The following is a 20065-nucleotide window of genomic DNA, read 5'->3' on the forward strand; positions in this document are numbered from 1 at the left end:
CTTACCAGGCCGCCGTGTAGGCGCCCTTGAACTGCGTGTCGATGAACTGGCGCACCTCGGGCGACTGGTAGGCCTTGACGAAGGCCTGCAGGCCCGCGTCCTTCTCATGGCCGGCGCGCGTGGCGATCAGCACGGTCACGTACGGCGTGTCCGTGGCTTCCAGCGCCAGCGAATCCCTTTGCGGCGACAGGCCTGCGGCCACGGCGTAGCTGCTGTTGACGGCGGCGGCGTCCAGATCGTCCAGCGAGCGCGCCAGCTGGGCGGCCTCCAGCTCGACGAACCTCAGCTTCTTCGGATTGGCCGTGATGTCCAGCACCGAGGCACGGGCGCCCGCGCCGGTCTTCAGTTCGATCAGCTTTTGCGCGGCCAGCACCATCAGTGCGCGAGAGCCATTGGTGGGGTCGTTGGGGATGCCCACGCGCGCACCGCTCTTGAGGTCGGCCAGGCTTTTGATCTTCTTGGAGTACACGCCCATCTGCTGGTTGACCGCACGGGCCACGGGCACGAGCTTGTAGCCGCGGTCCTTGTTCTGGGCGTCCATGAAGGGCTGGTGCTGGTAGATGTTGGCATCCAGCTCACCCTGCGACAGCGCCGCATTGGGCTGGATGAAGTCGCCGAACTCGACCAGCTTCACCTTGAGGCCGTTCTTCTCGGCCACCTTCCTGGCCACCTCGGCGATCTGGGCATGCGGGCCCGAGGTCACGCCGATGGTGACCGAGCCGTCGGCCGCATGGGCAGGCAGCGCGGCCATTCCCGCCAGGGGCAGGACGGCGGCCAGGGCCAGCGATTGAAGCAATGCGCGCTTTTTCATGGAATCCCTCTTTCAGACAATCTCGCGGCAGCTTGCCGCCCCGGCCACGCCAGCCGCACCGGCCGCCGGGGTGTGTGGATCAGCGGTGGCTCAACCTGCGCACCGCCCAGTCGCCCAGGCTCTGGATGGCCTGCACGAAGAAGATCAGGATGATGACCACGGCCAGCATCACGTCGGGCAAAAAGCGCTGGTAGCCGTAGCGGATGCCCAGGTCGCCCAGGCCGCCGCCGCCAATGGCGCCGGCCATGGCCGAGTAGCCGGTCAGGCTCACGAAGCTGATGGTCAGGCCCGCCACGATGCCGGGCAGCGCCTCGGGCAGCAGGATCTTCCAGACGATCTGGCCCGTGGTGGCGCCCATGGACTGGGCCGCTTCCACCAGGCCGTTGTCCACCTCGCGCAGCGCGGTCTCCACCAGGCGCGCCACGAAGGGGGCTGCCGCAATGGTCAGCGGCACCACGGCCGCCCAGGTGCCGATGGACGAGCCCGTGATCAGACGCGTCAGCGGGATGATGGCGACCAAAAGGATGATGAAGGGCGTGGAGCGCAGGGCATTGACGATCCAGCCCACGATCTTGTTGGCCGGGCCGTTCTGCAGCACGCCGCCGTGGTCGGTCAGGCGCAGGAACACGCCCAGGGGAATGCCGATCAGGCCGCCCACCAGGCCCGAGACGCCAACCATGATGATGGTCTCCCACAGCGAGCTGACGAACAGCTCCAGCATCATTTCCGAAAAATTCTCAAACATCGCTCAATCCCTGGTGGAAACGATCTGCACCTGCACGCCGGTGGCGCGCAGATGGTCCACGGCTGCATCGATCTTTGCCGCGTCGCCGCTGGCGAAGACAGCCAGCGAGCCGAAGGTCTGCTCCTGGATCTCGTCGATCTGCCCATGCAGGATGGACAGGTCCAGCCCCAGCTCGCGGATCAGGTGCGACAGGATGGGCTGGTAGGCGCTCTCGCCCGCATACGACAGGCGTAGCAGCCGGCCTTGCTGGCCGGGCGCCAGCTGGGCGGCCAGCGCGTTCACGCGCACGGCCACCGACTCGGGCAGTTGCTGGGGCACGATCTCGTCGATCAGGCTGCGCGTGATGGCCTGCTGCGGGCGCGTGAACACGTCGATCACGGGGCCCAGCTCGGCAATCTCGCCGCCGTCGATCACGGCCACGCGGTCGGCGATCTGCTTGATCACCTGCATCTGGTGCGTGATCAGCACCACGGTCAGGCCCAGCTCGCGGTTGACCTTGCGCAGCAGGTCCAGGATGGAGCGCGTGGTCTCGGGGTCCAGGGCCGAGGTGGCTTCGTCCGACAGCAGCACCTTGGGGTGGCTGGCCAGCGCGCGCGCAATGCCCACGCGCTGCTTTTGCCCGCCCGAGATCTGCGCCGGATAGCGGTCGCGCAGCGCGCTCAGGCCCACCAGGTCCAGCAGCGGGTCCACGCGCTTCTTGATGTCGTCGGCCGACATGCCCGCCAGCTCCAGCGGCAGCGCGGCGTTGTCGAACACCGTGCGCGAGGACAGCAGGTTGAAATGCTGGAACACCATGCCGATGTCGCGGCGCGCCGTGCGCAGCTCGGCATCGCTGAGCTGCATCAGGTCACAGCCGCCCACCAGCACCTGGCCCGAGGTCGGGCGGTTGAGCAGGTTCAGGCAGCGCACCAGCGAGCTTTTGCCCGCGCCGCTGCGGCCGATGATGCCGAACACCTCGCCCGACTCGATCTGCAGGTTGATGCCCCGCAAGGCATGGACGGGCCCGGTGGGGCCCTTGTAGGTCAGGGAAAGATCCCGAATCTCGATCATGAAAAAACGCCGCGGCGCAGGACGGCCTGGGGACGCCGCTGCGCATTGTTGGGAAGTGGGAGCAAATATAGGTTGTGCGTATAAAAACGCAAACTATAAAAAAATAAAGTAATAAGAAGCTCCGGTTATGCCCAGGACTTCACTACTTTCTGCACAACCCTCAACTATGCCTGAATGTGGACACGCCCTGGCCCTGCCGGGCTATGCGCGGCGCCACGGAGCACTGCGGCAAGGCCCTTCTTGCGGCGGCGTCTGATTGACAGTGCGGCCGGCACGCTGCCGTCGCGGCCTGGTGGCCCTGGCCCGCTCCTGCTTTTGACGATGGCAAGCACCCGCCGCTGCCGCCGCACTGACGCCAGAAGCAGCCTTTGCTGACAGGCCGCGCGGCATGCGCCCTCCTACAGTGGGCTCAACCCCACAGGAGAAGAGCGCCATGCGCCCAGAACAACACTCCGGCGCCGGCAGCCAGGCCGGCGCGGCTCCCTTGTCGCGGCGCGGCTTTCTGCAGGCCGCCAGCATCGCAGGCGTCAGCGTCTGGGTGGCGCCGCTGGCCAGCCAGGCCTATGCAGCCCTCTTTGAAGACCGCGTCCTGGGCAGCGTGGCCCGCGAGCCGGCCACGCAGCTGCCGCGCATGCGGCTCGATGGCCGCTCCAAGGTCATGGGCGCCAAGGTCTTCGCCCGCGACATCCGCGCCCGCGACATGCCGCACTGGCCCCAGCAGCAATCCCATGCCTTCATCGTGCGCACCACGCTGGCCGACCGGCTGTTCGACGGCATGGACCTGTCTTCCCTGGACGGCGAGCTGGCGCCCGACCGCGTGGTCACCGCCGAGGACCTGGTGCGCGACGGCCTGGCCTTTCCCGAGTTCTATGGCGAAGACATGCTGCTGCCCGCAGGCAAGACCCCCGCCTACCTGGGCCAGGCCGTGGCCATCCTCATCTACCACGACTTCGCGCGCTTTCGCTTTGCCAAGGAAAGGCTGCAGGCCACGGCCGGCGTCATCCGCTACGGCCGCATCACGGGCGCGCTGGACCGTCCGCCCTGGGGCGTGTTCCGCTATGTGCGCCAGGGCGGTGCCACGGCCTTTGACGACGACGTGTTCTCCAGCCTGCGCGATGCCCCGCTGTTCCCCGCCGAGCGCAAGCCGCTGGTCTGGCCGCAGATCTCCAAGGCCGCCGCGGTCACGGCACGCGGCCTGCGCGCGGCCGAGCAGATCGCCCAGGAGCTGGCCACGCCGCCGGCCGACTGGCTGGTGCTGCAGCGCCACTACGCCACGCAATCGGTGGACACGGCCGCGCTGGAGCCCGACAACGCCAACTGCTGGTATGACGCGGCCACGCAAAGCCTGCACATGGTGCTGGCCACGCAATCGCCGCACGAAGTGGCCGAATGGGCAGCGCAGATGGTGCAGGCCAGCAGGTTCCCGCTCAAGCGCCTTTTCGTGCACCCGTGCTACACGGTGGGCTACGGCTCCAAGGACCACGCGCCCATGCCCTACTACGGCCTGGTCTGCGCGCTGTATGCGGACGGCAAGCCCGTGCGCCTGGCCAATGACCGGTTCGAGCAGTTCCAGTCCTCGCTCAAGCGCCATGCCTTCGAGATCGACTACACCATGGCCATCGACAGGAAGACCGGCCTCTTCCAGAGCCTGGTGGCCAACATGACGGCCAATGGCGGCGGCCGGGCCAACTTCTCGCCCTCGGTCGCCATGGTGGGCGGCACGGCGGCGCAGTCCATCTACTACTTTCCCAAGAACGACATCACCGCCGTGGCCCTGGCCAGCCGCGCGCTGGACGCGGGCTCGGCACGCGGCTACGGCACGCTGCAGAGCATGGCGGCCACCGAAATGATGGTGGACGAAATCGCCGAACTGCTGCAGATCGACCCCATCGAGCTGCGCCTGCGCAACGTGCTGACCTCGGGCGCCAAGAACACCCAGGGCGCCATTGCCGCTGGCGCCCTGCGCGCCGACGAGGTGCTGGAGCGCGCCCGCCGCCATCCGCTGTGGACCGAGCGCGCCAAGCGCAAGACCGCCTACGAGGCCAGCCACCCCGGCCAGCGCTACGGCGTGGGCTTTGCCTGCGTGCAAAAAGACTTCGGCACGGGCGGCGAGGCGGCCTTCGCCCGCATCGAGATATCGCCCCAGGGCCGCGTGCTGCTGCACCACTCGGGCACCGAGATCGGCACGGGCATGGGCACCTCGCAGGCCCAGCTGTGCGTGCAATGGTTCGGCAAGCCCGCCGACGAGCTGCAGACCGCCTGCCTGGACTGGCCGGAGCTGCCGCTCAAGGCCGAGGGCGACAACTACACCATGCCCCAGGCCGACCAGGACCGCTTCGCCACCCGGCCGCTGTGGACGCCGGTCTACGCCTCGCCGGCCAGCGCCAGCAACTCGGCCTACTACTACAGCCACGCCACCAGCGAGACGGCGCGCGTGGTCTTCGAGCACGGCCTGTGGCCGGCCGCCGTCGCCATCTGGAGCCAGGGCACGGGCGGCGGCCAGAAGGCGCCCTACGTGGTGCGCCGCGAGGATGCGCGCTGGGTCAACGGCATGCTCACGGCCAACGGCATGCAGCCGCTGTCCCTGCAGGCCCTGGCCCAGAAGGCCCATGCCATGCAGCTGGTCACGGGCGCCGTGGGCCATACCTTCAACCGCTGGCAATGGGCCGAGGCGGACTTCGACATCCTGGGCACCAGCGCGCGCCGGCCGCTGGACGCGCTGGCCGTGCGCCTGGGCAGCGCGCCCGATGCTGGCGCCGTCACGCCTGCCCCTGACACCACCGACACACCGCAGGCGGCCACGCCTGTCGAGGCCTCTGTCACCGCGCGGCGCAGCGCCGCCGGCTACCGCATGATTGCGCGGCGCAACCTGTTCTATCCGCCCATGCAGCGCAACAACGCGGGCGTCACCTACTACAGCGCCAATGCGGCCCTGGTCGAGCTGGCGGTGGACACGGGCACGGGCGCGGTCGAGCTGCTGGCCCACCACTCCATCATGGAATGCGGGCGGCCCATCGTGCCCGAGCTGGTGCACGGCCAGCTCGAAGGCGGCATCGCCATGGGCATAGGCCATGCGCTGTACGAAACCATGCCGCTGTACGAGGGCGGCCCCGGCGACGGCAACTGGAACTTCCACCGCTACCACCTGCCGCGCGGCAGCGAGGTGGCGGTCTGGAAGCAGACGGCCGAGCTGCTGCCCCCGCTGTCCGACACCGATCCACCCAAGGGCATTGCCGAGGTGGTGATGATTCCCATCGTCGCCGCCATCGTCAACGGACTGCACCACGCCATAGGCAAGCGCTTCCACGACCTGCCCGTGACCCCGCAAAAGATCAGGGAGGCACTCGCACCATGAGCCTTGTCCCGCGCCCCTTGTCGCTGACCGTCAACGGCCAGACCGTCGGCCCCATGGACGTGCCCGAAGGCATGCCCATGATCGACTTCCTGCACGAATACCTGAACCTCACCGGCTCGCGCCTGGGCTGCGGCATCGGCGAATGCCGGGCCTGCACCATCATCGTGGACGGTCCCGAGGGCAGCCGCGAAATGCGCACCTGCATCACCGGCGCCCACTACTTCCAGGGCCGCAAGGTCCGCACCATCGAAGGCATTGCCGACCCGGCCGGCGCGGACACCGCGCCCCCATCAGCCCCGGGCGCCTCGGGTACCTCGGGCCAGCCGCGCAAGGTCATCGCCATCAGCCCCGTGCAGCAAAAGTACCTGGAGCATTTCAGCTTCCAGTGCGGCTACTGCACGCCGGGCTTCGTCATCGCGGCCACGGTGCTGGTCGAGCGCCTGGCCAAGGCGCCCATCCGCGCGGCCGATGTGGAGCAGGTCGTGGGCGAGGCGCTGCAGCCCCACCTGTGCCGCTGCACCGGCTATGTGCGCTACTACGCGGCCGTGAAGGACCTGGTCCTGAACACGCCCGGGCTGACCTTGAAAGGATGAGCGCCATGTCCGCCGCCGACCCCAGCGCAGCCACCCCCACCGGTGCCACCGCCGCCACCGCCGCGCCACCTGCCGACTACAGCGGTGCCCGCCCCCCGCCACCGCGCAGGCCCAGGCGCCGCTGGCGCGGGCTGCTGCTCATCCTCCTGCTGCTGGCCGTGCTGTTTGCCATTGCCGCTGTCTGGGGCAACCGGCCCCATGTGCCCCAGCGCGAGCCGCAGGCCGTGCACCGCAGCCCCCAGCAGCTGGCCCAGGGCCTGTACCTGGCGCGCGCCGCCGACTGCATGGCCTGCCATGACGGGGTGGGTGGCATGGGTGGCGCCCGGGAGGGCCAGCCCTTTGCGGGCGGCAAGCCCCTGCCCACGCCCTTCGGTACCCTCTACGGCACCAACATCACCCCCGACCCGGACCACGGCATAGGCCGCTGGACGGCCGAAGAATTCCACGCCGCCGTCACCCGCGGCACGGCGCCGGGCGGGCGCCAGCTCTACCCGGCCATGCCCTATGCCTCCTACCACCTGATGAGCCGCGAAGACTCGGACCTGATCTACGGCTACCTGATGAACATCCGGCCCGTGGCCCAGCCCAACACCAAGCCCGCCCTGCCCTTCCCCTTCAACCTGCGCGTGCTCATGTTCGGCTGGAAGACGCTGTTCCTGTCCAGTGCGCCGCTGCCCGTGGGCTCGCAGGGCCAGAGCCCGGCCTGGCTGCGCGGGCAGTACCTGGGCAATGTCATGGGCCACTGCGCCGAATGCCACACGCCGCGCGGCATGTTCGGCCAGATGCAGAAGGACCGCTGGCTGCAGGGCGGCACGCTGTCGCTGTTCACGGCCCCCGGCATCACCGCAGAAGCCCTGGCCGCACGCGGCTGGACGCGCGAGGGCATGGCCCAGTTCCTGCAGACGGGCTTCTCGGCCCACGGCAGCGCCTTCGATGAAATGCACGAGGTCATCGCCAACAGCACCCGGTACCTCACGGCCGAGGACATGACGGCGCTGTCCACCTTCCTGCTGGGCGACAACCCGCCCGCGCCCCAGCCCCTGCCGGCCGCCGCGCCCCCGGATTCCGGCACCGGCAACAGCGCGGGCAATGGCGCCGGCAACGGCGCGGGCACGCTGGACGCAGGCCGGGGCCACTACATGGCGCTGTGCGCCAGCTGCCACGGCAGCGAAGGCCTGGGCCGCAGCCTCACCATGCCCCCGCTCAAGGGCAACAGCACCGTGCGCCAGGCCGACGCCCGCAACCTGGTGCTGGCCATCCTCGTCGGCCTGCCCAAGCACCCGGCCACCCAGCAGGGCCCCACGCCCCTGCCCGGCATGCCCGGCTTCATGCAGGAGCTGACCGATGGCGAAGTCGCCGCCCTGGCCAACTACACCCGCACGGCCCTGGGCGGCCAGCCTGCCGATGTGACCGCCGCCCAGGTGGCCGACCTGCGCAGCGCAGCCGGAAAGTCAGGGCACAAGGCTGCGCCGTGAAACACCGGCTGTTCTAAGGAGCCCAACCCGTATGCCTGCGCCTGCGGCGTGGCGGTTGCGGGGTTGCAGTCCTGCCGAAGGACAGGACTGCTTCGTCAACTGACTCGCTGCGGTTGTCTGAGCGAAGTTCACGCAGTGAACGCAGCGAGTTCCGCAGCGAACCCCGCAACCGCCACGACGCAGGTTGCCCCGCAGCGAAGCGAAGGGGTCGCAGACATCCGGGTTGTACGTGTCAAGGACATGGGTAACAACTCAGCTCACAGACATGGGTAACACTTCAAGCTCACATAGTCCTTCTGGGGTCCTCGCACATCCTCTTCGTTGAAGCAGCCCAGTCGCACCGGCCCCAGATACACATCCCACTGGCCAGCAGCCACCTCCTGCATCCCGATCCACTGCCCCGCCAGCAGGTAGCCTATGTAGATCCGCAGCGCTCGCCAGTAAATCAAGCCGTTGTGGCTGACCCGAACCCTTTCCCAATGCTTCGGATACTCCAGCTCCGGTAGCTTTGAGGGGTATGGCCTGACCGAGTCGCTGTAGTGCTGGGCCGGCATGCTTTGCTGCAAGGCCTCATGCGGGCGCTGCTGGTTGTAGTGCTCCACAAAGGCATCGAGCTGCATCTGCAATGCCGCTTTGTCCGCCGCAGGCTCTTTGCCCAGGGCATGCTTGAGCGTGCGGTGCATCCGCTCGTGGCGACCGTTTTGCTGTGGCTTGCCCCTCTCGATGGGCTCCGGCCTGATGCCCAGCCTTATCCACCATATCGCCAGGCGTGACAGGCCCGCCACGCCAGTAGTCGCGAACGGCGGACCGTTGTCACTGCGTATGCGCTCGGGCAGTCCGTATTGCCGAAACACCTGTTCAAAGCTGCGTTTGGCATCCTCGTAGTTGGGGCTGTCGTAGACATGCACGGCCAGCAAATAGCGGCTGGCGTGGTCCATGATGGTCAATGGATAGCACCAGTGACCATCGGCTGTCTTGAACTGGCCTTTGTAGTCTGCACTCCACACCCCATTGGGCTGCTTGCTCGTTCGCAAGGGCTGGGCCGTAGGCACCGAGCGTCTGCGTACACGCCTGCTGCAAACAAGCCCCTCTGCCTTCAGCACGTTGTAGATGGTGGTTTTGCTGGGTGTCTCCTGTGGGCCCCAACGCTGCAGGAGCAAAGCGTGCAGCTTCTTGGGCCCCATCTGTGACCTTTGCTGCGTGCGCAGCTCAATGATGGCCCGGCGCTGTGCATAGCTGATCGCCTGATTGTTCCCGTGGGGCCTGCGACTGCGTTCTTGCAATCCATCCATGCCCAGTTGGCGGTAACGCTCAACCCACTTGTAGGCCGTCTTGCGGCTGATGCCGTAGCGCCTGCACAGCTCGCTCAGCGGCACGCCACTGCGCAGATGGTCGGCTATGAAGAGCAGTTTCTCGTCCATGGGTGCGCACTCCTTCCAGGGCATGGTGATCGCTCCTTGGCTGCTGTTGGCTACAGCTGCCAAGCTTGGATCTGTTACCCATGTCCTTGTACTGATGTGTCACCTATGAGTGTGAGTCGTACCGGTCGCCTTCTTTGATCTGACCTTTCTTGGCGAATCAAGAAAGGGCCGTCGGCTGCCGGGCCGAGACCCGGCCTCGAAAAACAACCACCTGGCAGGGGGAAATGAGCCCCCTGCACTCGCTGACAAGCCGCGGTCACAGCCCCAAAACACAAGCCCATTGTTTCCACCACGGAACCAACCGCGTTCCACCACCCTCCTTTGCCAGCCGCCCCTGTCTCCCTAGAGTGAAAGCAAAAGGAGACAAGCATGTTCGAAGCCAATCTATTCCAGGGCCAGCGCGTCCTGATCACCGGGGGCGGCACGGGGCTGGGCCTGGCCATGGCGGCCAAGCTGGCGGAGCTGGGTGCCGAGCTGCACCTGTGCGGCCGGCGGCATTCCGTGGTGCAGCAGGCCTGCGAGATGCTGAACAACGACACGGGCGCGCAGGCCTTTGCGCATGAACTCGACATTCGCCAGCCCGAGGCCGTGCACGCCGTCATCGACCGCATCTGGGCCGAACACGGCCCGCTGACGAGCCTGGTCAACAACGCGGCCGGCAACTTCGTCAGCCGCACCGAGGACCTGAGCATCAACGGCTTCCATGCCATATCGGACATCGTCTTTCGGGGCACCTTCTACGTCACCCAGGCCGTGGGCCGCCGCTGGATCGCCGAAGGGCTGCCGGGCTCGGTGCTGTCCATCGTCGTCACCTGGGTGGACACGGGCTCGCCCTTCGTCGTGCCCTCGGCCATGTCCAAGGCCGGGCTGGACGCCATGACCAAATCGCTGGCCGTGGAATGGGGTCCCAAGCGCATACGGTTCAACGCGATTGCACCGGGCGTGATTCCCACCCAGGGCGCCAGCCAGCGCCTGCGCCCCAGGATCGACGGCAACGAGGACTCGGCCGACCGCCGCCGCCTGGACAACCCCACGCGCCGCCTGGGCACGGGCGAGGACATCGGCAACATGGCCGCCTTCATCCTGGCCCCGGGCAACACCTGGCTCAACGGCCAGACCATCACGCTGGACGGCGGCGACGCCCTGGCCAACGGCGCCTACTTCACCGAATACCAGGCCTGGGACGATGCCGACTGGGCGCGCGCCCGGCAGATGGCCAAGGCCGGCAACCAGCCCAACGTCAACGATGGGGAGCAGGAGGCCACGCCCACATGAGCAACGCCGCCACGCCCCATTCCACCCTGGTCTTCGAACAGCGCACGCTGACCGGGGCCGCCCAGCAGCAGCGCGGCCGCCAGCTGGCCCAGGGCCTGCGCAGCCTGGGCCTGGCCGAAGGCGACGTGCTGGCCGTCTTCCTGCGCAACGGCATCGAATACGCCGACGTGGTCCATGCCTGCCGCATTGCGGGCATCTACTACTGCCCCATCAACTGGCATTTCACGGCCACGGAGATCGACTACATCCTGGCCGACAGCGGCGCCCGCGCCCTCATCACCAGCCAGGACCTGCTCGACGGCCTCAAGGGCGAACTCTATGCGGACCTGCCCCGGCGCGTCGCCCACGCACGCGAGCCGGAGCAGGACTACGAAACCTGGCTGGCCGCCCAGGCACCCTACGACGGCCCGCTGGTCGCGCCGCGCGGCCACATGGCCTATACATCGGGCACCACGGGCCGCCCCAAGGGCGTGCTGCGCAAGGCGTTTCCCGTGGAAGAATTGCCCCGGCGCCTGGCCGTGAACCAGGCGCTGATCGCCACCGCCTACGGCCTGCAGCCCGGCGCGCGCACCCTGCTGACCGCGCCCATCTACCACAGCGCGCCCAGCCTGTACTTCCAGAACGCGCTCATGCTCAGCGAGCTGGTGGTGCTGGAGCAGCGCTTCGACCCCGAGCGCTTCCTGCAGCTAGTGCAGGAGCACCGCATCGACACCGCGTACATGGTGCCCATCATGTACGTGCGCCTGCTCCGGCTGCCGCGCGAGGTGCGCGAGCGCTACGACATTTCCTCGCTGCGCTTCATCGCCTCCACCGGCTCGCCCTGCGCGCCCGAGGTCAAGAAGGCCATGATCGAGTGGATGGGGCCCATCATCAACGAGACCTATGCCTCCAGCGAATCGGGCCTGGTCACCTTCATCGGCTCGGCCGACGCCCTCACCCACCCGGGCAGCGCGGGCCTGCCGCTGCAGGATGCCGAAGTCCGCATCCTCGACAGGCAGGGCCAGGCGCTGCCCACGGGCGAGGTGGGCCTGATCTACGTGCGCCAGCCCGCCTATGCCGACTTCACCTACAAGGGCAACGAAGAGGCCCGCCGCAAGATGGACCAGGGCGGCCTGATCACCCTGGGCGACATGGGCTACCTGGACGAAGAAGGCTTTCTCTACGTCTGCGACCGCGACTCGGACATGGTGATCTCCGGCGGCGTGAACATCTACCCGGCCGAGATAGAGAACGAGCTGCTCAAGCACCCCGGCATAGCAGACTGCGCCGTCATCGGCGTGCCCGATGCCGAGTACGGCGAACGGCTGCTGGCCCTGGTCGAGCCCGGCCAGTCAGGCACACTGCCCGAGGCCGAACTGAAAGAATGGCTGCGCGGCCGGCTGGCGGCCTACAAGCTGCCGCGCAGCTTCGTCTTCCAGCGCCTGCCCCGCGACGACAACGGAAAGATCGCCAAAAGAAAGCTGCGCGACGCCCACTGGGGCGCGACGCAGCGCAAGATCTGAACCCGCCAACACCGAAAGAGAAGGAGACAACGCATGAACAAGGCCATCGCATTGCTGCTTGCCGCTGCGGCCACCGCAGCCGCAGCCCCCGGGTTCGCCCAGTCCGACTACCCCAGCAAGCCCATCAAGCTCATCGCCCCGTATGCGCCGGGCGGCTCGGTCGACGTGCTGGCCCGCACCCTGGCCACGCACCTGTCCACGGAGCTCAAGCAGTCCGTGGTCGTGGAGAACCGGCCGGGCGCCAATACCATGATTGCCGCCTCGGCCGTGGCGCGCTCGCCGGCCGACGGCTACACCCTGCTGCTGGCCAGCAATGCCAGCATGGTGCTCAACCCCCTGCTCTACAAGAAGCTCAGCTACAACCCCGACCGGGAGCTGAAGCTCACCAACATCCTGGCCGAGGCCCCGCTGGTGCTGGTCACCAACAGCCAGACCGGCATCAAAAACGTGGCCGACCTCAAGGCCTACTCCAAGGCCCACGCGGGCAAGCTCAACTACAGCTCGGTCGGCCTGGGCAACCCGCTGCAGCTGACCACCGAGCTGATCAAGTCCCGCCTGGACGTGGCCGCCACCCACATCCCCTTCAACGGCAGCGCCCCGGCCCTCACCGCCCTCATGGCCAACGACACCCAGCTCATGGTGGACGTGGCCGGCACCTCCCTGCCCCACATCAAGGCCGGCAAGCTGGTGGCCATTGCCACCACCGGGCCCGAGCGCTCGCAGTTCCTGCCGCAGACGCCCACCATTGCCGAATCGGGCGTGCCGGGCTTCAGGGCCTCCACCTGGTTCGGCATTGCCGTGCCCGCAGGCACGCCAGCGGACGCGCGCAACACCCTGCAGGCCGCCGTCAACAAGGTCATGCTCAACCCCAAGTTCGCAAGCGCCCTGGGCAACCAGACCCTGGCCGCCAGAAAGCCCCAGACCCAGGCCCAGCTAGACGACTTCCTGGCCGCTGACGGCCAGATGTGGCGCAAGGTGATCGCGGACAACGCGATTGCGCTGGAGAACTGAAGACCGAAAAGGTGATGAACTAAGGACCTAAGGGCCGGACACCTCGGCCTGCTCCACGAAGCGCAGCAGGCTGGCCCTGAGGAACTCGGTCATCACCTTGACGGCATGCGAGGGCCGCCGGTCCTCGGCCGTGATGATGTACAGCCGGTCGCCCAGGCCGGACACCGTCCAGTCCGGGCACACGCGCTGCACGGCGCCCGATCGCAGCTCGTCCATCACCATGTAGTTGGGCAAGGTGGCCACGCCGCTTCCCCGGAGCATGGACTGCTTGAGAAAGGGGAAATGCTCGCTGGTGATGCAGGGCTCGCACTTGAGCGCAATCTCCTGCTGCCCCTTTTTCACCGAGACGGCATAGGTCTTGCCGTCGCCGGGCGGCGTCAGCAGCACGCCGTGGGGAATCTCGGCAGGGTCGTGGAACGGCCGCGCCTTGGCATAGGCGCTGCTGGCATACAGGCCAAAGCCCACCGGCCCCAGGTCGCGCGCCACCAGGTGTTCCTGCACGTCGCGCGCCACGCGCACGGCCACATCCACCTGGGCGCTCATGGGATCGCTCACCCGGTTGGAGAACAGCACGCGGATGCGCACCTGCGGGTGCCGTTTCTGGAAGGCCAGCAGCATGTCGGCCAAGTACAGCTCGCCCAGGCCCGTGGGAATGCTCAGCCGCACCGAGCCCGTCACCACATGCTGCAGCGCGTCGATGGCGCCCTGCGCCGCCTCCACCTCCTGGATGATGCTGCGCCCGTGCTCGTACAGCACCTCGCCCGCCGCCGTCAGCAAAAAGCTGCGCGTCGTGCGGTGCAGCAGGGTCACGCCCAGCGCCGTCTCCAGCGCCTTGAGCTCCTTGCTCACCTTGGAGCGCGTGATGTCGCGCTTGCGCGCCGCAGCGCTGAGGCTTCGCGCGTCCACGATCTCTACGAAATTGCGGATGAGGTTGATGTCCATGGCTTGAGAGCGGCAGGTCAGGCGGTCCGCCTTGTTCGCGGCCGCAGGCAACGCGCCCGGACCGCCACCCCCGGACTATGGCACCGTCACGACGCCTGGCCCCGCCCCCCGTGGGCGCCGGGACACAGGGCTTTCCCCGGTGCCCGCCGCATCAGTCCAGGCTGATCTGCGACGAAGCGGCCACCTGCTTCCAGGTCGTCACATCCTTGAGGATCACCGCGCCGAACTGCTCCGGCGTATTGGCCACCACCGTGCCGCCCAGCTCTGCCAGGCGCTGGCGCAGTTGCGGATCGGCCAGGGCCTGCACGCTGGCCTTGTGCAGCTTGTCGCGGATGTCCTTGGACAGGCCCTTGGGTGCCAGCAGGCCGTTCCAGGCCTGCACGGCGTAGCCGGGCACGCCGGACTCTGCAAAGGTCGGCACGTCGGGCAACTCGCTGCTGCGCTGGGCCGTGGCCACGGCCAGCGGGCGGATCTTGCCGGACTTGATGTGCGGCAGCGAGGCCGGCAGCGGCTCCCACAGCATGGACACCTGGCCGCCGATCAGATCGGTGAAGGCCGGGCCCGCGCCACGGTAGGGCACATGCATGATCTGCACGCCCGCCTTGGCCTTGAACAGCTCCATGGCCAGATGGCCCAGACCGCCCGCGCCCGAGGACGCATACGACAGATGGCCCGGCTGCGCCTTGGCCAGCGCAACCAGCTCCTTCAGATTGGCCGCCTTGACCGAGGGATGCACGCTGAGCACGCCCGGCACCGTGATCACCTGGGTGATGGGCGTGAAATCCTTCACCGCGTCATACGGCAGCTTGGTGTAGACGGCCGGATTCGTGCCGTGCGTGCTGGAGGTGGCGCCCAGCAGCGTATAGCCGTCCGGCTTGGCATCGGCCACGAAGCGCGTGCCCAGCGAGCCACCGGCACCGGCCTTGTTCTCCACGATCACCGAGGCGCCCAGCACCTTGCCCAGCTGCTGCGCGAACAGGCGGTTCACCACATCGGCCGTGCCGCCGGGCGGGAACGGAACGATCAGGCGGATGGGCTCGGCCGTGGGCCAGCCGGCATCGGCCGCCAGGGCCGACTGCGCGGGCGCCAGGGCGCCCAGGGCCAGGGCCGCCGTGGTTGCAGACAGGCTGCGGATCATGAAATTGCGGCGTTGCATGAGATTTTTCTCCTCGTTGAAATTCTTCGGGACCAGGACCGGCCAGTCACTGGCAAGTCATCGGCCCAGGCGCTCCAGCCAGGCCAGCACCCGGCCCAGCACCTCGTCGCCATTGGTGTCCAGCATGCAGAAATGCGAATTGCCGGTAATGCCTGCGGCCGGCAGGTCCAGCACCTCGGCGCGGCCGCCCAGGCGGCGCAGCAACTGCCAATACACATCGGTCTGCGCGCGGTACTTCTGCCACTGCGGGCTGTGCGCGAAATGGTCGCCCCACACCGCCAGATGGGGGATGGCCGAGGCAGGCGCGAAGGCATCCGCCCCCTCCTGCCCCTGTTGCCCCTGTTGCCCCTGTTGCCCCTGTTGCTCCTGCTGCACCACCGGCATGCCCGTAGGCTCCACCCCCACCACGGCGCGCACCAGGTGCGGCTTGCGGACGGCCGCATGCGCGGCAAAGCCACCGCCCTGGCTGTGGCCTATCACCACGCAGGGGCCGAACTGCTCCAGCAGCGCGTCATAGGCCGCCATGGCCATGGCCTCATGCCCCAGCCAGCGCGGCACCATCTGACGCACCAGGGCATCAAAATTCTCATGCGGAAACCGCTGGCCGACGAAGGGCTCGCCCACACCGTCGCCCGAAGGCGCGCCATGGCCTATGCGAAACAGCGTCCATGCCTCCTCGGCGCTGCGGAACACGGGCGCCTCGGCATAGATCTCGGGGAACATCGCCCAGCCCGCGCGGCCGCGCTCCACGGCATCGCAGACCACCACGTCATGGCCGGCCTCCAGCAGCCGCCACAGCCAGCCCTGGCGCCCATCGGGCGTGGACTCCCACTGCGCCCCGGTCATGCCGCCGCCGTGCCACAGCAGCACCGGCAGGGGGCTGCGCGGACGCGCCAGCCGGTACTCCATGGCATACATCTGGCCCACGGCATAGCTGCCATTCATGTCCAGCGGCCGCTCGCCGCCATTGCGCACCACTTCCCTGTGCTGGATCGGCAGATCCCGCACCGTGCGCTGCGCACCGCCAATGAAATGGCTTTGCATCTTCCTGAGGCAAACTTCAGGCATAACAGGGCTTCTCTCGCATGCCGCCATGCTAGGCATGCCCCGCCCTGGTGCTGTGCCGATTGCGGCGGGGCTGTGCCGGATCAGCACAGCCCTGCGCCCACCCTACCCATGCACGAACTCAACCTCAAACTGCTGCAGGACCTGCAGGCCCTGGCCGACACCGGCAGCCTCTACAAGGCCGCCGAGCGCCGCCACATCACCCACCCTGCCTTCGGCCGCCGCATCCGCGCGCTGGAGGAATGGGCGGGCACGCCCCTGGTCGAGCGCGGCCACCAGTCCACCACGCTCACGGCAGCCGGCAAGACGCTGCTGGCCTCGGCCCATGAAGTGCTGGGCATCCTGGAGCAAACCCACGGCCTGCTGCAGCGCCCCCACCGCACGCGTGATGAAACCATCACCATCGCGGCCGGCCGCACGCTGTCGCACACCGTCCTGCCGGGCATCATCACCGCCCTCAACCAGGCCATGCCCCAGCTGTGCTGGAAAGTGGTCACCACCAGCCTGGACTACGGCGTGGAAATGCTGCTGCAGGGCAAGGTTGACCTGCTCATGTGCCACGCCCAGCCCGCCATCGAAGGCAGCCTGCAGGGCCACCACCTGGCCTGGCTGCCCGTGGGCCAGGACACGCTGATCCCCGTCAGCATCCCCCTGGTCCCCCAATTGCCCAAGTACGCTCTGCCCGCCCACGGCGGCGGCCCGCTGGTGCCCTACCTGGACTACGCGCAAAGCATGTCCCTGGGCAAGATCCTGCGCAGCCACCTGCACGAGCTGTGCGACACCACGCGCCTGCGCACTGTCTACGAGGCCGACCTCGCCGACTCCCTGCACGCCATGGTCCACCAGGGCCTGGGCCTGGCCTGGCTGCCGCTCACCCTGGTCAAGACCGACCTGACCGATGGCCGCCTGGCCCGCGCGGCCGGGCCCGACAAGGACGTGCCCATCAACGTGCGGCTGTACCGCCGGCCTGCAGCGCAGAGCAAGCCGCTCACGCGCAGGGTGTGGGCGGGGTTGGAGAATCTTTATGGGAGGAGTCAGAAGTCGTGAGCAGTCAGTCTGACCCGTAGCGTTCGACCTTCACGTTACTCAGCGTCTGCGAATTTAGAGCTGCAGAACTCATCCACCATCGCCTTGAACATCGGGCTTTGGCCAGTCTCTGCGGCCACCAGCGTACTGGCAGCATTCGAATAGAAAGCGCGATAGCCGGAATAGGCACCGGCTTCATTCTTGCCATCAATTTTTCCGCACAGCGTGGGCTGTTCATCCACGTTGCTGATAAACAAGTCCTTGAAGCGTGCAGACTGGGGATTCTGGAGCTTCTTGGATGTACTGATCTTCGCGTTTGCCACGAAGCTCTTCCAATTGCCAGCGGCGATCTGGCCAACTGCCTGTTCATTGGATTGGCGCTTTTCCTGCGAGGATTTCAAATCAGCCTTTGAGAACTTGCGCCCCATCACGCTGGCCTCTTCCACCTCCGCACTGGTCTTGCCCACGGAGCACACCAGCTTTGCGCCCATGTAGTTGAACTCAAGATTGATGCGATCGTCCTGTGCAAACGTTCGCATCTTGTCGTCCACGGGAGAAGCCGCTTCGGGGAATGTCTTGAGGCAAGCCTTTATCGCACTGTCGCGATTGGCCACAGGTGCGGCGGCAACGCCCAATGCCATCTGCGCAACGGCCATTGCAATGATCAGCTTCTTCATGTGTTCCGCTCCCTTATTCAATTGATTCATTCATGCCCGACTTGGGCGCGGGCATCTTATCAGTTGCATTTGAATCATTCGCGCAATGGACGATGCGGATTCCCACTTCGGATTGCATCCCTTCATCACCTTGCCAACAGCTGCTTCTCAAAGCCTGCATTCGGCCTCGCAGACACACCGAATCTCTGCCCCGCCCTCCGCATCCTGCGGCATCAGGCAAGCCACATTGCAGAGATGGAAGCTGCCCAGGACTTTCCCCTTGGCCCCGCTGCAGCCTTGAACTAGCATGGCCTGCACCGTCCCGGCCGGGGCGGATCTTCCTTGGGCATCGATGAGCTTTCCCGTTCAGATTCCGATCCGAGTCCCCTGCCCTCCGGGCGCCTGCATCTGCGAGCACGACGCACTGCTCGCCGACTCCATGGCCGACCAGCGCATCCTGCGACTCACCAGGGAAGAGGAAAAGCGCCTGCTACACCGGCTGGAGCAGATCACCAGCCTGCAGGACCTGCGCCATGTGGAGCAGCGCATGTATGAGCAGCTTGGCATCCGCGTGCGCATCGAACCCGGCGCCAGCGAAGTGCGCACCGTGCGCGGCATACAGATCGAGGTCCTGCCCATGCGCGGGCTGTGCAGCAAGACGCGGCAAGCGATTCCTGCAGCGATTCGGCGGGGGATGGAGAGGACGCCTGAGGTGGCGTTTGAGTTGTTGGATGAGGGGGGGTTGTTTGGGTGAGGATTGGCAACCTCGATCGACCAGGAATCACTGGTTTTCCGCAAGGCGCTCAATTCCAGCTTTGCGACTGTGGCCAGAGGCTAGCTCCAGACCTCCTCTGTCAGACGCCTCAACTCATCAACCGCCGCAGAAAAAGCCGTCTTGTCAAATACTGCTCTTTTATTTCCCGCTACCCATTCAACCGAAACAACAATACCATTTCTCACATCGATAGCACGTCCGATTCTCGCCCAACTCACCATTTCTTCATCAACCAGCTGCTCTACCACCGCAACAGTGCAATTCATATCCATATCATCTGGACAGATCATGATTGGCACTATCGTCGACGAATTTTCATTTTTTGGATTCAAAAGATACCAGGCATTATGCAAATCGCACTCATCAATAAGCCACCCTTGGGCCGGGACAAGGCCACCCACAGTATCTTCTCCAAAGACAGCCGAGCAATCTGCCTCTTTCAACCATAACTCAAGCGGCACCCCGTCAACCACCAGGACAGGATGGGGAGCCTTCGCGCAAAGCGACATGTGCATTACAGCTTCAATAACGTTCATGTGGTGTCAAGATTTAATTTTCAGTGTCCATGACGATCGATTGTCCTTACCTCGCACAGGTCCCGTCAACCTCCTTCACCCTCCGTAGGCTCACCATCCCTGTCGCGTGACACATGCGGGCACTCCGCCCGAAGACATGCACGCCATCGCGAGGCGACCTGCCACCATGCCTACTCACCGCCACCGCAAACGCTGAGGATGCATGGCAGCACGCCTGAATCACGATGCCAGGCTCCTCATCATGCGGCACAATCAGCCGACTGCGACCCTGAAGCCAGGTTTGAATCTACTGGAAGCACCAGCAACCCGCCTCCAACATGGAATGCCCCATCTGTACAAGTACTGATTTTCATCGCCCCGCGGAGAAATCTGCAATGGAAATATGGCACTGCAAAAAATGCGGGAATGGATGTGCAGTGCGCTGCAATTACATCCCCGATCTTTCGGACGTGAAAGGCCATGACCTGTTCGTTGGAACGGCATCGGTTTCCACAGGAATAAAGGGCCTTAAGGCATTGATCCAGTTAAAGAAAGCTCTTTCATTTGCAGAGCATTTTGTGCCTGCCAGACTTGATGAGCAGCACCGAGCCGGGAAACTCTGTTGGGACCTAGGATATTATCTGGATTTTGAAGTCCAACAGGCCGAAGCAGAGTGCGAACGAATCGGAATA

17 protein-coding genes are annotated in these 20065 nt (G+C 66.3%); 8 read left to right on the plus strand and 9 right to left on the minus strand.

The window, feature by feature from the left end; genetic code table 11:
• Position 1 precedes the first annotated feature (1 nt).
• From HFGMBDPB_RS22665 to HFGMBDPB_RS22675, 3 genes are all read right to left on the minus strand, one after another.
• Positions 2–811 (minus strand): MetQ/NlpA family ABC transporter substrate-binding protein, encoded by an 810-nt coding sequence (locus HFGMBDPB_RS22665; RefSeq protein ID WP_212646310.1) that lies wholly within the window; start codon positions 809–811, stop codon positions 2–4.
• Between the two features lie 79 nt (positions 812–890).
• Positions 891–1556 (minus strand): methionine ABC transporter permease, encoded by a 666-nt coding sequence (locus tag HFGMBDPB_RS22670; RefSeq protein ID WP_012205011.1) that lies wholly within the window; start codon positions 1554–1556, stop codon positions 891–893.
• Between the two features lie 3 nt (positions 1557–1559).
• Positions 1560–2606: a methionine ABC transporter ATP-binding protein gene (locus HFGMBDPB_RS22675; protein WP_212646311.1), complete on the minus strand. Its 1047-nt coding sequence runs from the start codon at positions 2604–2606 to the stop codon at positions 1560–1562.
• A gap of 433 nt (positions 2607–3039) precedes the next feature.
• Between HFGMBDPB_RS22675 and HFGMBDPB_RS22680 the strand changes: the two genes are divergently transcribed.
• The 3 genes from HFGMBDPB_RS22680 to HFGMBDPB_RS22690 are packed head-to-tail and all read left to right on the plus strand — an operon-like array spanning position 3040 to position 8029.
• Positions 3040–5961, plus strand: a complete 2922-nt coding sequence (locus HFGMBDPB_RS22680) for a xanthine dehydrogenase family protein molybdopterin-binding subunit (RefSeq protein ID WP_212646312.1) — start codon at positions 3040–3042, stop codon at positions 5959–5961.
• Positions 5958–6554 (plus strand): (2Fe-2S)-binding protein, encoded by a 597-nt coding sequence (locus HFGMBDPB_RS22685; RefSeq protein ID WP_046988347.1) that lies wholly within the window; start codon positions 5958–5960, stop codon positions 6552–6554. The genes HFGMBDPB_RS22680 and HFGMBDPB_RS22685 overlap by 4 nt, the downstream gene beginning before the upstream one ends.
• Positions 6555–6559: 5 nt before the next feature.
• Positions 6560–8029 carry a c-type cytochrome gene (locus HFGMBDPB_RS22690; protein ID WP_212646313.1) on the plus strand — a complete coding sequence of 490 codons (1470 nt, stop codon included), beginning with the start codon at positions 6560–6562 and terminating at the stop codon, positions 8027–8029.
• A 257-nt stretch (positions 8030–8286) separates the two neighbouring features.
• On the opposite strand, the gene HFGMBDPB_RS22695 is transcribed toward HFGMBDPB_RS22690, so the two are convergent.
• A complete protein-coding gene (locus HFGMBDPB_RS22695) occupies positions 8287–9474 on the minus strand; it encodes an IS481 family transposase (protein WP_212646314.1) in 1188 nt (395 codons plus the stop codon).
• A gap of 345 nt (positions 9475–9819) precedes the next feature.
• Here HFGMBDPB_RS22695 and HFGMBDPB_RS22700 point away from each other — a divergent pair, with 345 nt between their 5' ends.
• Genes HFGMBDPB_RS22700 through HFGMBDPB_RS22710 form a run of 3 tightly spaced genes read left to right on the plus strand, consistent with a single transcriptional unit; the run spans position 9820 to position 13238 of the window.
• Positions 9820–10725, plus strand: a complete 906-nt coding sequence (locus tag HFGMBDPB_RS22700; RefSeq protein WP_212646315.1) for an SDR family oxidoreductase — start codon at positions 9820–9822, stop codon at positions 10723–10725.
• Positions 10722–12227 (plus strand): acyl-CoA synthetase, encoded by a 1506-nt coding sequence (locus HFGMBDPB_RS22705; RefSeq protein WP_212646316.1) that lies wholly within the window; start codon positions 10722–10724, stop codon positions 12225–12227. The genes HFGMBDPB_RS22700 and HFGMBDPB_RS22705 overlap by 4 nt, the downstream gene beginning before the upstream one ends.
• Positions 12228–12260: 33 nt before the next feature.
• A complete protein-coding gene (locus HFGMBDPB_RS22710; protein ID WP_212646317.1) occupies positions 12261–13238 on the plus strand; it encodes a Bug family tripartite tricarboxylate transporter substrate binding protein in 978 nt (325 codons plus the stop codon).
• A gap of 27 nt (positions 13239–13265) precedes the next feature.
• On the opposite strand, the gene HFGMBDPB_RS22715 is transcribed toward HFGMBDPB_RS22710, so the two are convergent.
• The 3 genes from HFGMBDPB_RS22715 to HFGMBDPB_RS22725 form a co-directional block, all read right to left on the minus strand.
• On the minus strand, positions 13266–14180 hold the full coding sequence (locus HFGMBDPB_RS22715) for a LysR family transcriptional regulator (protein WP_016448094.1): 915 nt from the start codon (positions 14178–14180) through the stop codon (positions 13266–13268).
• 151 nt (positions 14181–14331) lie between these two features.
• Complete coding sequence (locus HFGMBDPB_RS22720; protein WP_212646318.1) at positions 14332–15336, minus strand: tripartite tricarboxylate transporter substrate binding protein BugE; 1005 nt, start codon at positions 15334–15336, stop codon at positions 14332–14334.
• A gap of 57 nt (positions 15337–15393) precedes the next feature.
• Positions 15394–16380 (minus strand): alpha/beta hydrolase, encoded by a 987-nt coding sequence (locus HFGMBDPB_RS22725; RefSeq protein ID WP_212646319.1) that lies wholly within the window; start codon positions 16378–16380, stop codon positions 15394–15396.
• Between the two features lie 132 nt (positions 16381–16512).
• On the opposite strand from HFGMBDPB_RS22725, the gene HFGMBDPB_RS22730 reads away from it, so the two are divergent.
• The gene (locus HFGMBDPB_RS22730; RefSeq protein ID WP_071955294.1) at positions 16513–17448 is read left to right on the plus strand and encodes a LysR family transcriptional regulator; all 936 of its coding nucleotides are present in this window, start codon (positions 16513–16515) and stop codon (positions 17446–17448) included.
• A gap of 35 nt (positions 17449–17483) precedes the next feature.
• Here the strand turns inward: HFGMBDPB_RS22730 and HFGMBDPB_RS22735 are convergent, their stop codons facing one another.
• The gene (locus HFGMBDPB_RS22735) at positions 17484–18104 is read right to left on the minus strand and encodes a hypothetical protein (RefSeq protein WP_043822641.1); all 621 of its coding nucleotides are present in this window, start codon (positions 18102–18104) and stop codon (positions 17484–17486) included.
• A 286-nt stretch (positions 18105–18390) separates the two neighbouring features.
• Between HFGMBDPB_RS22735 and HFGMBDPB_RS22740 the strand changes: the two genes are divergently transcribed.
• Positions 18391–18837, plus strand: a complete 447-nt coding sequence (locus HFGMBDPB_RS22740; RefSeq protein ID WP_370671610.1) for a hypothetical protein — start codon at positions 18391–18393, stop codon at positions 18835–18837.
• A gap of 80 nt (positions 18838–18917) precedes the next feature.
• Here the strand turns inward: HFGMBDPB_RS22740 and HFGMBDPB_RS22745 are convergent, their stop codons facing one another.
• Positions 18918–19394, minus strand: a complete 477-nt coding sequence (locus tag HFGMBDPB_RS22745; protein WP_212646320.1) for a hypothetical protein — start codon at positions 19392–19394, stop codon at positions 18918–18920.
• Positions 19395–20065: the final 671 nt, after the last annotated feature.

This window comes from Delftia sp. PE138 (assembly GCF_018320755.1).
Taxonomy (GTDB): Bacteria; Pseudomonadota; Gammaproteobacteria; order Burkholderiales; family Burkholderiaceae_C; genus Comamonas; species Comamonas tsuruhatensis.

What these genes read in the sequence shown, in the direction of transcription:
- HFGMBDPB_RS22665 (WP_212646310.1), bottom strand. Translation starts at nt 811, where the DNA reads ATGAAAAAGCGCGCATTGCTTCAATCGCTGGCCCTGGCCGCCGTCCTG.
- HFGMBDPB_RS22670 (WP_012205011.1), bottom strand. Translation starts at nt 1,556, where the DNA reads ATGTTTGAGAATTTTTCGGAAATGATGCTGGAGCTGTTCGTCAGCTCG.
- HFGMBDPB_RS22675 (WP_212646311.1), bottom strand. Translation starts at nt 2,606, where the DNA reads ATGATCGAGATTCGGGATCTTTCCCTGACCTACAAGGGCCCCACCGGG.
- HFGMBDPB_RS22680 (WP_212646312.1), top strand. Translation starts at nt 3,040, where the DNA reads ATGCGCCCAGAACAACACTCCGGCGCCGGCAGCCAGGCCGGCGCGGCT.
- HFGMBDPB_RS22685 (WP_046988347.1), top strand. Translation starts at nt 5,958, where the DNA reads ATGAGCCTTGTCCCGCGCCCCTTGTCGCTGACCGTCAACGGCCAGACC.
- HFGMBDPB_RS22690 (WP_212646313.1), top strand. Translation starts at nt 6,560, where the DNA reads ATGTCCGCCGCCGACCCCAGCGCAGCCACCCCCACCGGTGCCACCGCC.
- HFGMBDPB_RS22695 (WP_212646314.1), bottom strand. Translation starts at nt 9,474, where the DNA reads ATGCCCTGGAAGGAGTGCGCACCCATGGACGAGAAACTGCTCTTCATA.
- HFGMBDPB_RS22700 (WP_212646315.1), top strand. Translation starts at nt 9,820, where the DNA reads ATGTTCGAAGCCAATCTATTCCAGGGCCAGCGCGTCCTGATCACCGGG.
- HFGMBDPB_RS22705 (WP_212646316.1), top strand. Translation starts at nt 10,722, where the DNA reads ATGAGCAACGCCGCCACGCCCCATTCCACCCTGGTCTTCGAACAGCGC.
- HFGMBDPB_RS22710 (WP_212646317.1), top strand. Translation starts at nt 12,261, where the DNA reads ATGAACAAGGCCATCGCATTGCTGCTTGCCGCTGCGGCCACCGCAGCC.
- HFGMBDPB_RS22715 (WP_016448094.1), bottom strand. Translation starts at nt 14,180, where the DNA reads ATGGACATCAACCTCATCCGCAATTTCGTAGAGATCGTGGACGCGCGA.
- HFGMBDPB_RS22720 (WP_212646318.1), bottom strand. Translation starts at nt 15,336, where the DNA reads ATGCAACGCCGCAATTTCATGATCCGCAGCCTGTCTGCAACCACGGCG.
- HFGMBDPB_RS22725 (WP_212646319.1), bottom strand. Translation starts at nt 16,380, where the DNA reads ATGCAAAGCCATTTCATTGGCGGTGCGCAGCGCACGGTGCGGGATCTG.
- HFGMBDPB_RS22730 (WP_071955294.1), top strand. Translation starts at nt 16,513, where the DNA reads ATGCACGAACTCAACCTCAAACTGCTGCAGGACCTGCAGGCCCTGGCC.
- HFGMBDPB_RS22735 (WP_043822641.1), bottom strand. Translation starts at nt 18,104, where the DNA reads ATGAAGAAGCTGATCATTGCAATGGCCGTTGCGCAGATGGCATTGGGC.
- HFGMBDPB_RS22740 (WP_370671610.1), top strand. Translation starts at nt 18,391, where the DNA reads ATGGCCTGCACCGTCCCGGCCGGGGCGGATCTTCCTTGGGCATCGATG.
- HFGMBDPB_RS22745 (WP_212646320.1), bottom strand. Translation starts at nt 19,394, where the DNA reads ATGAACGTTATTGAAGCTGTAATGCACATGTCGCTTTGCGCGAAGGCT.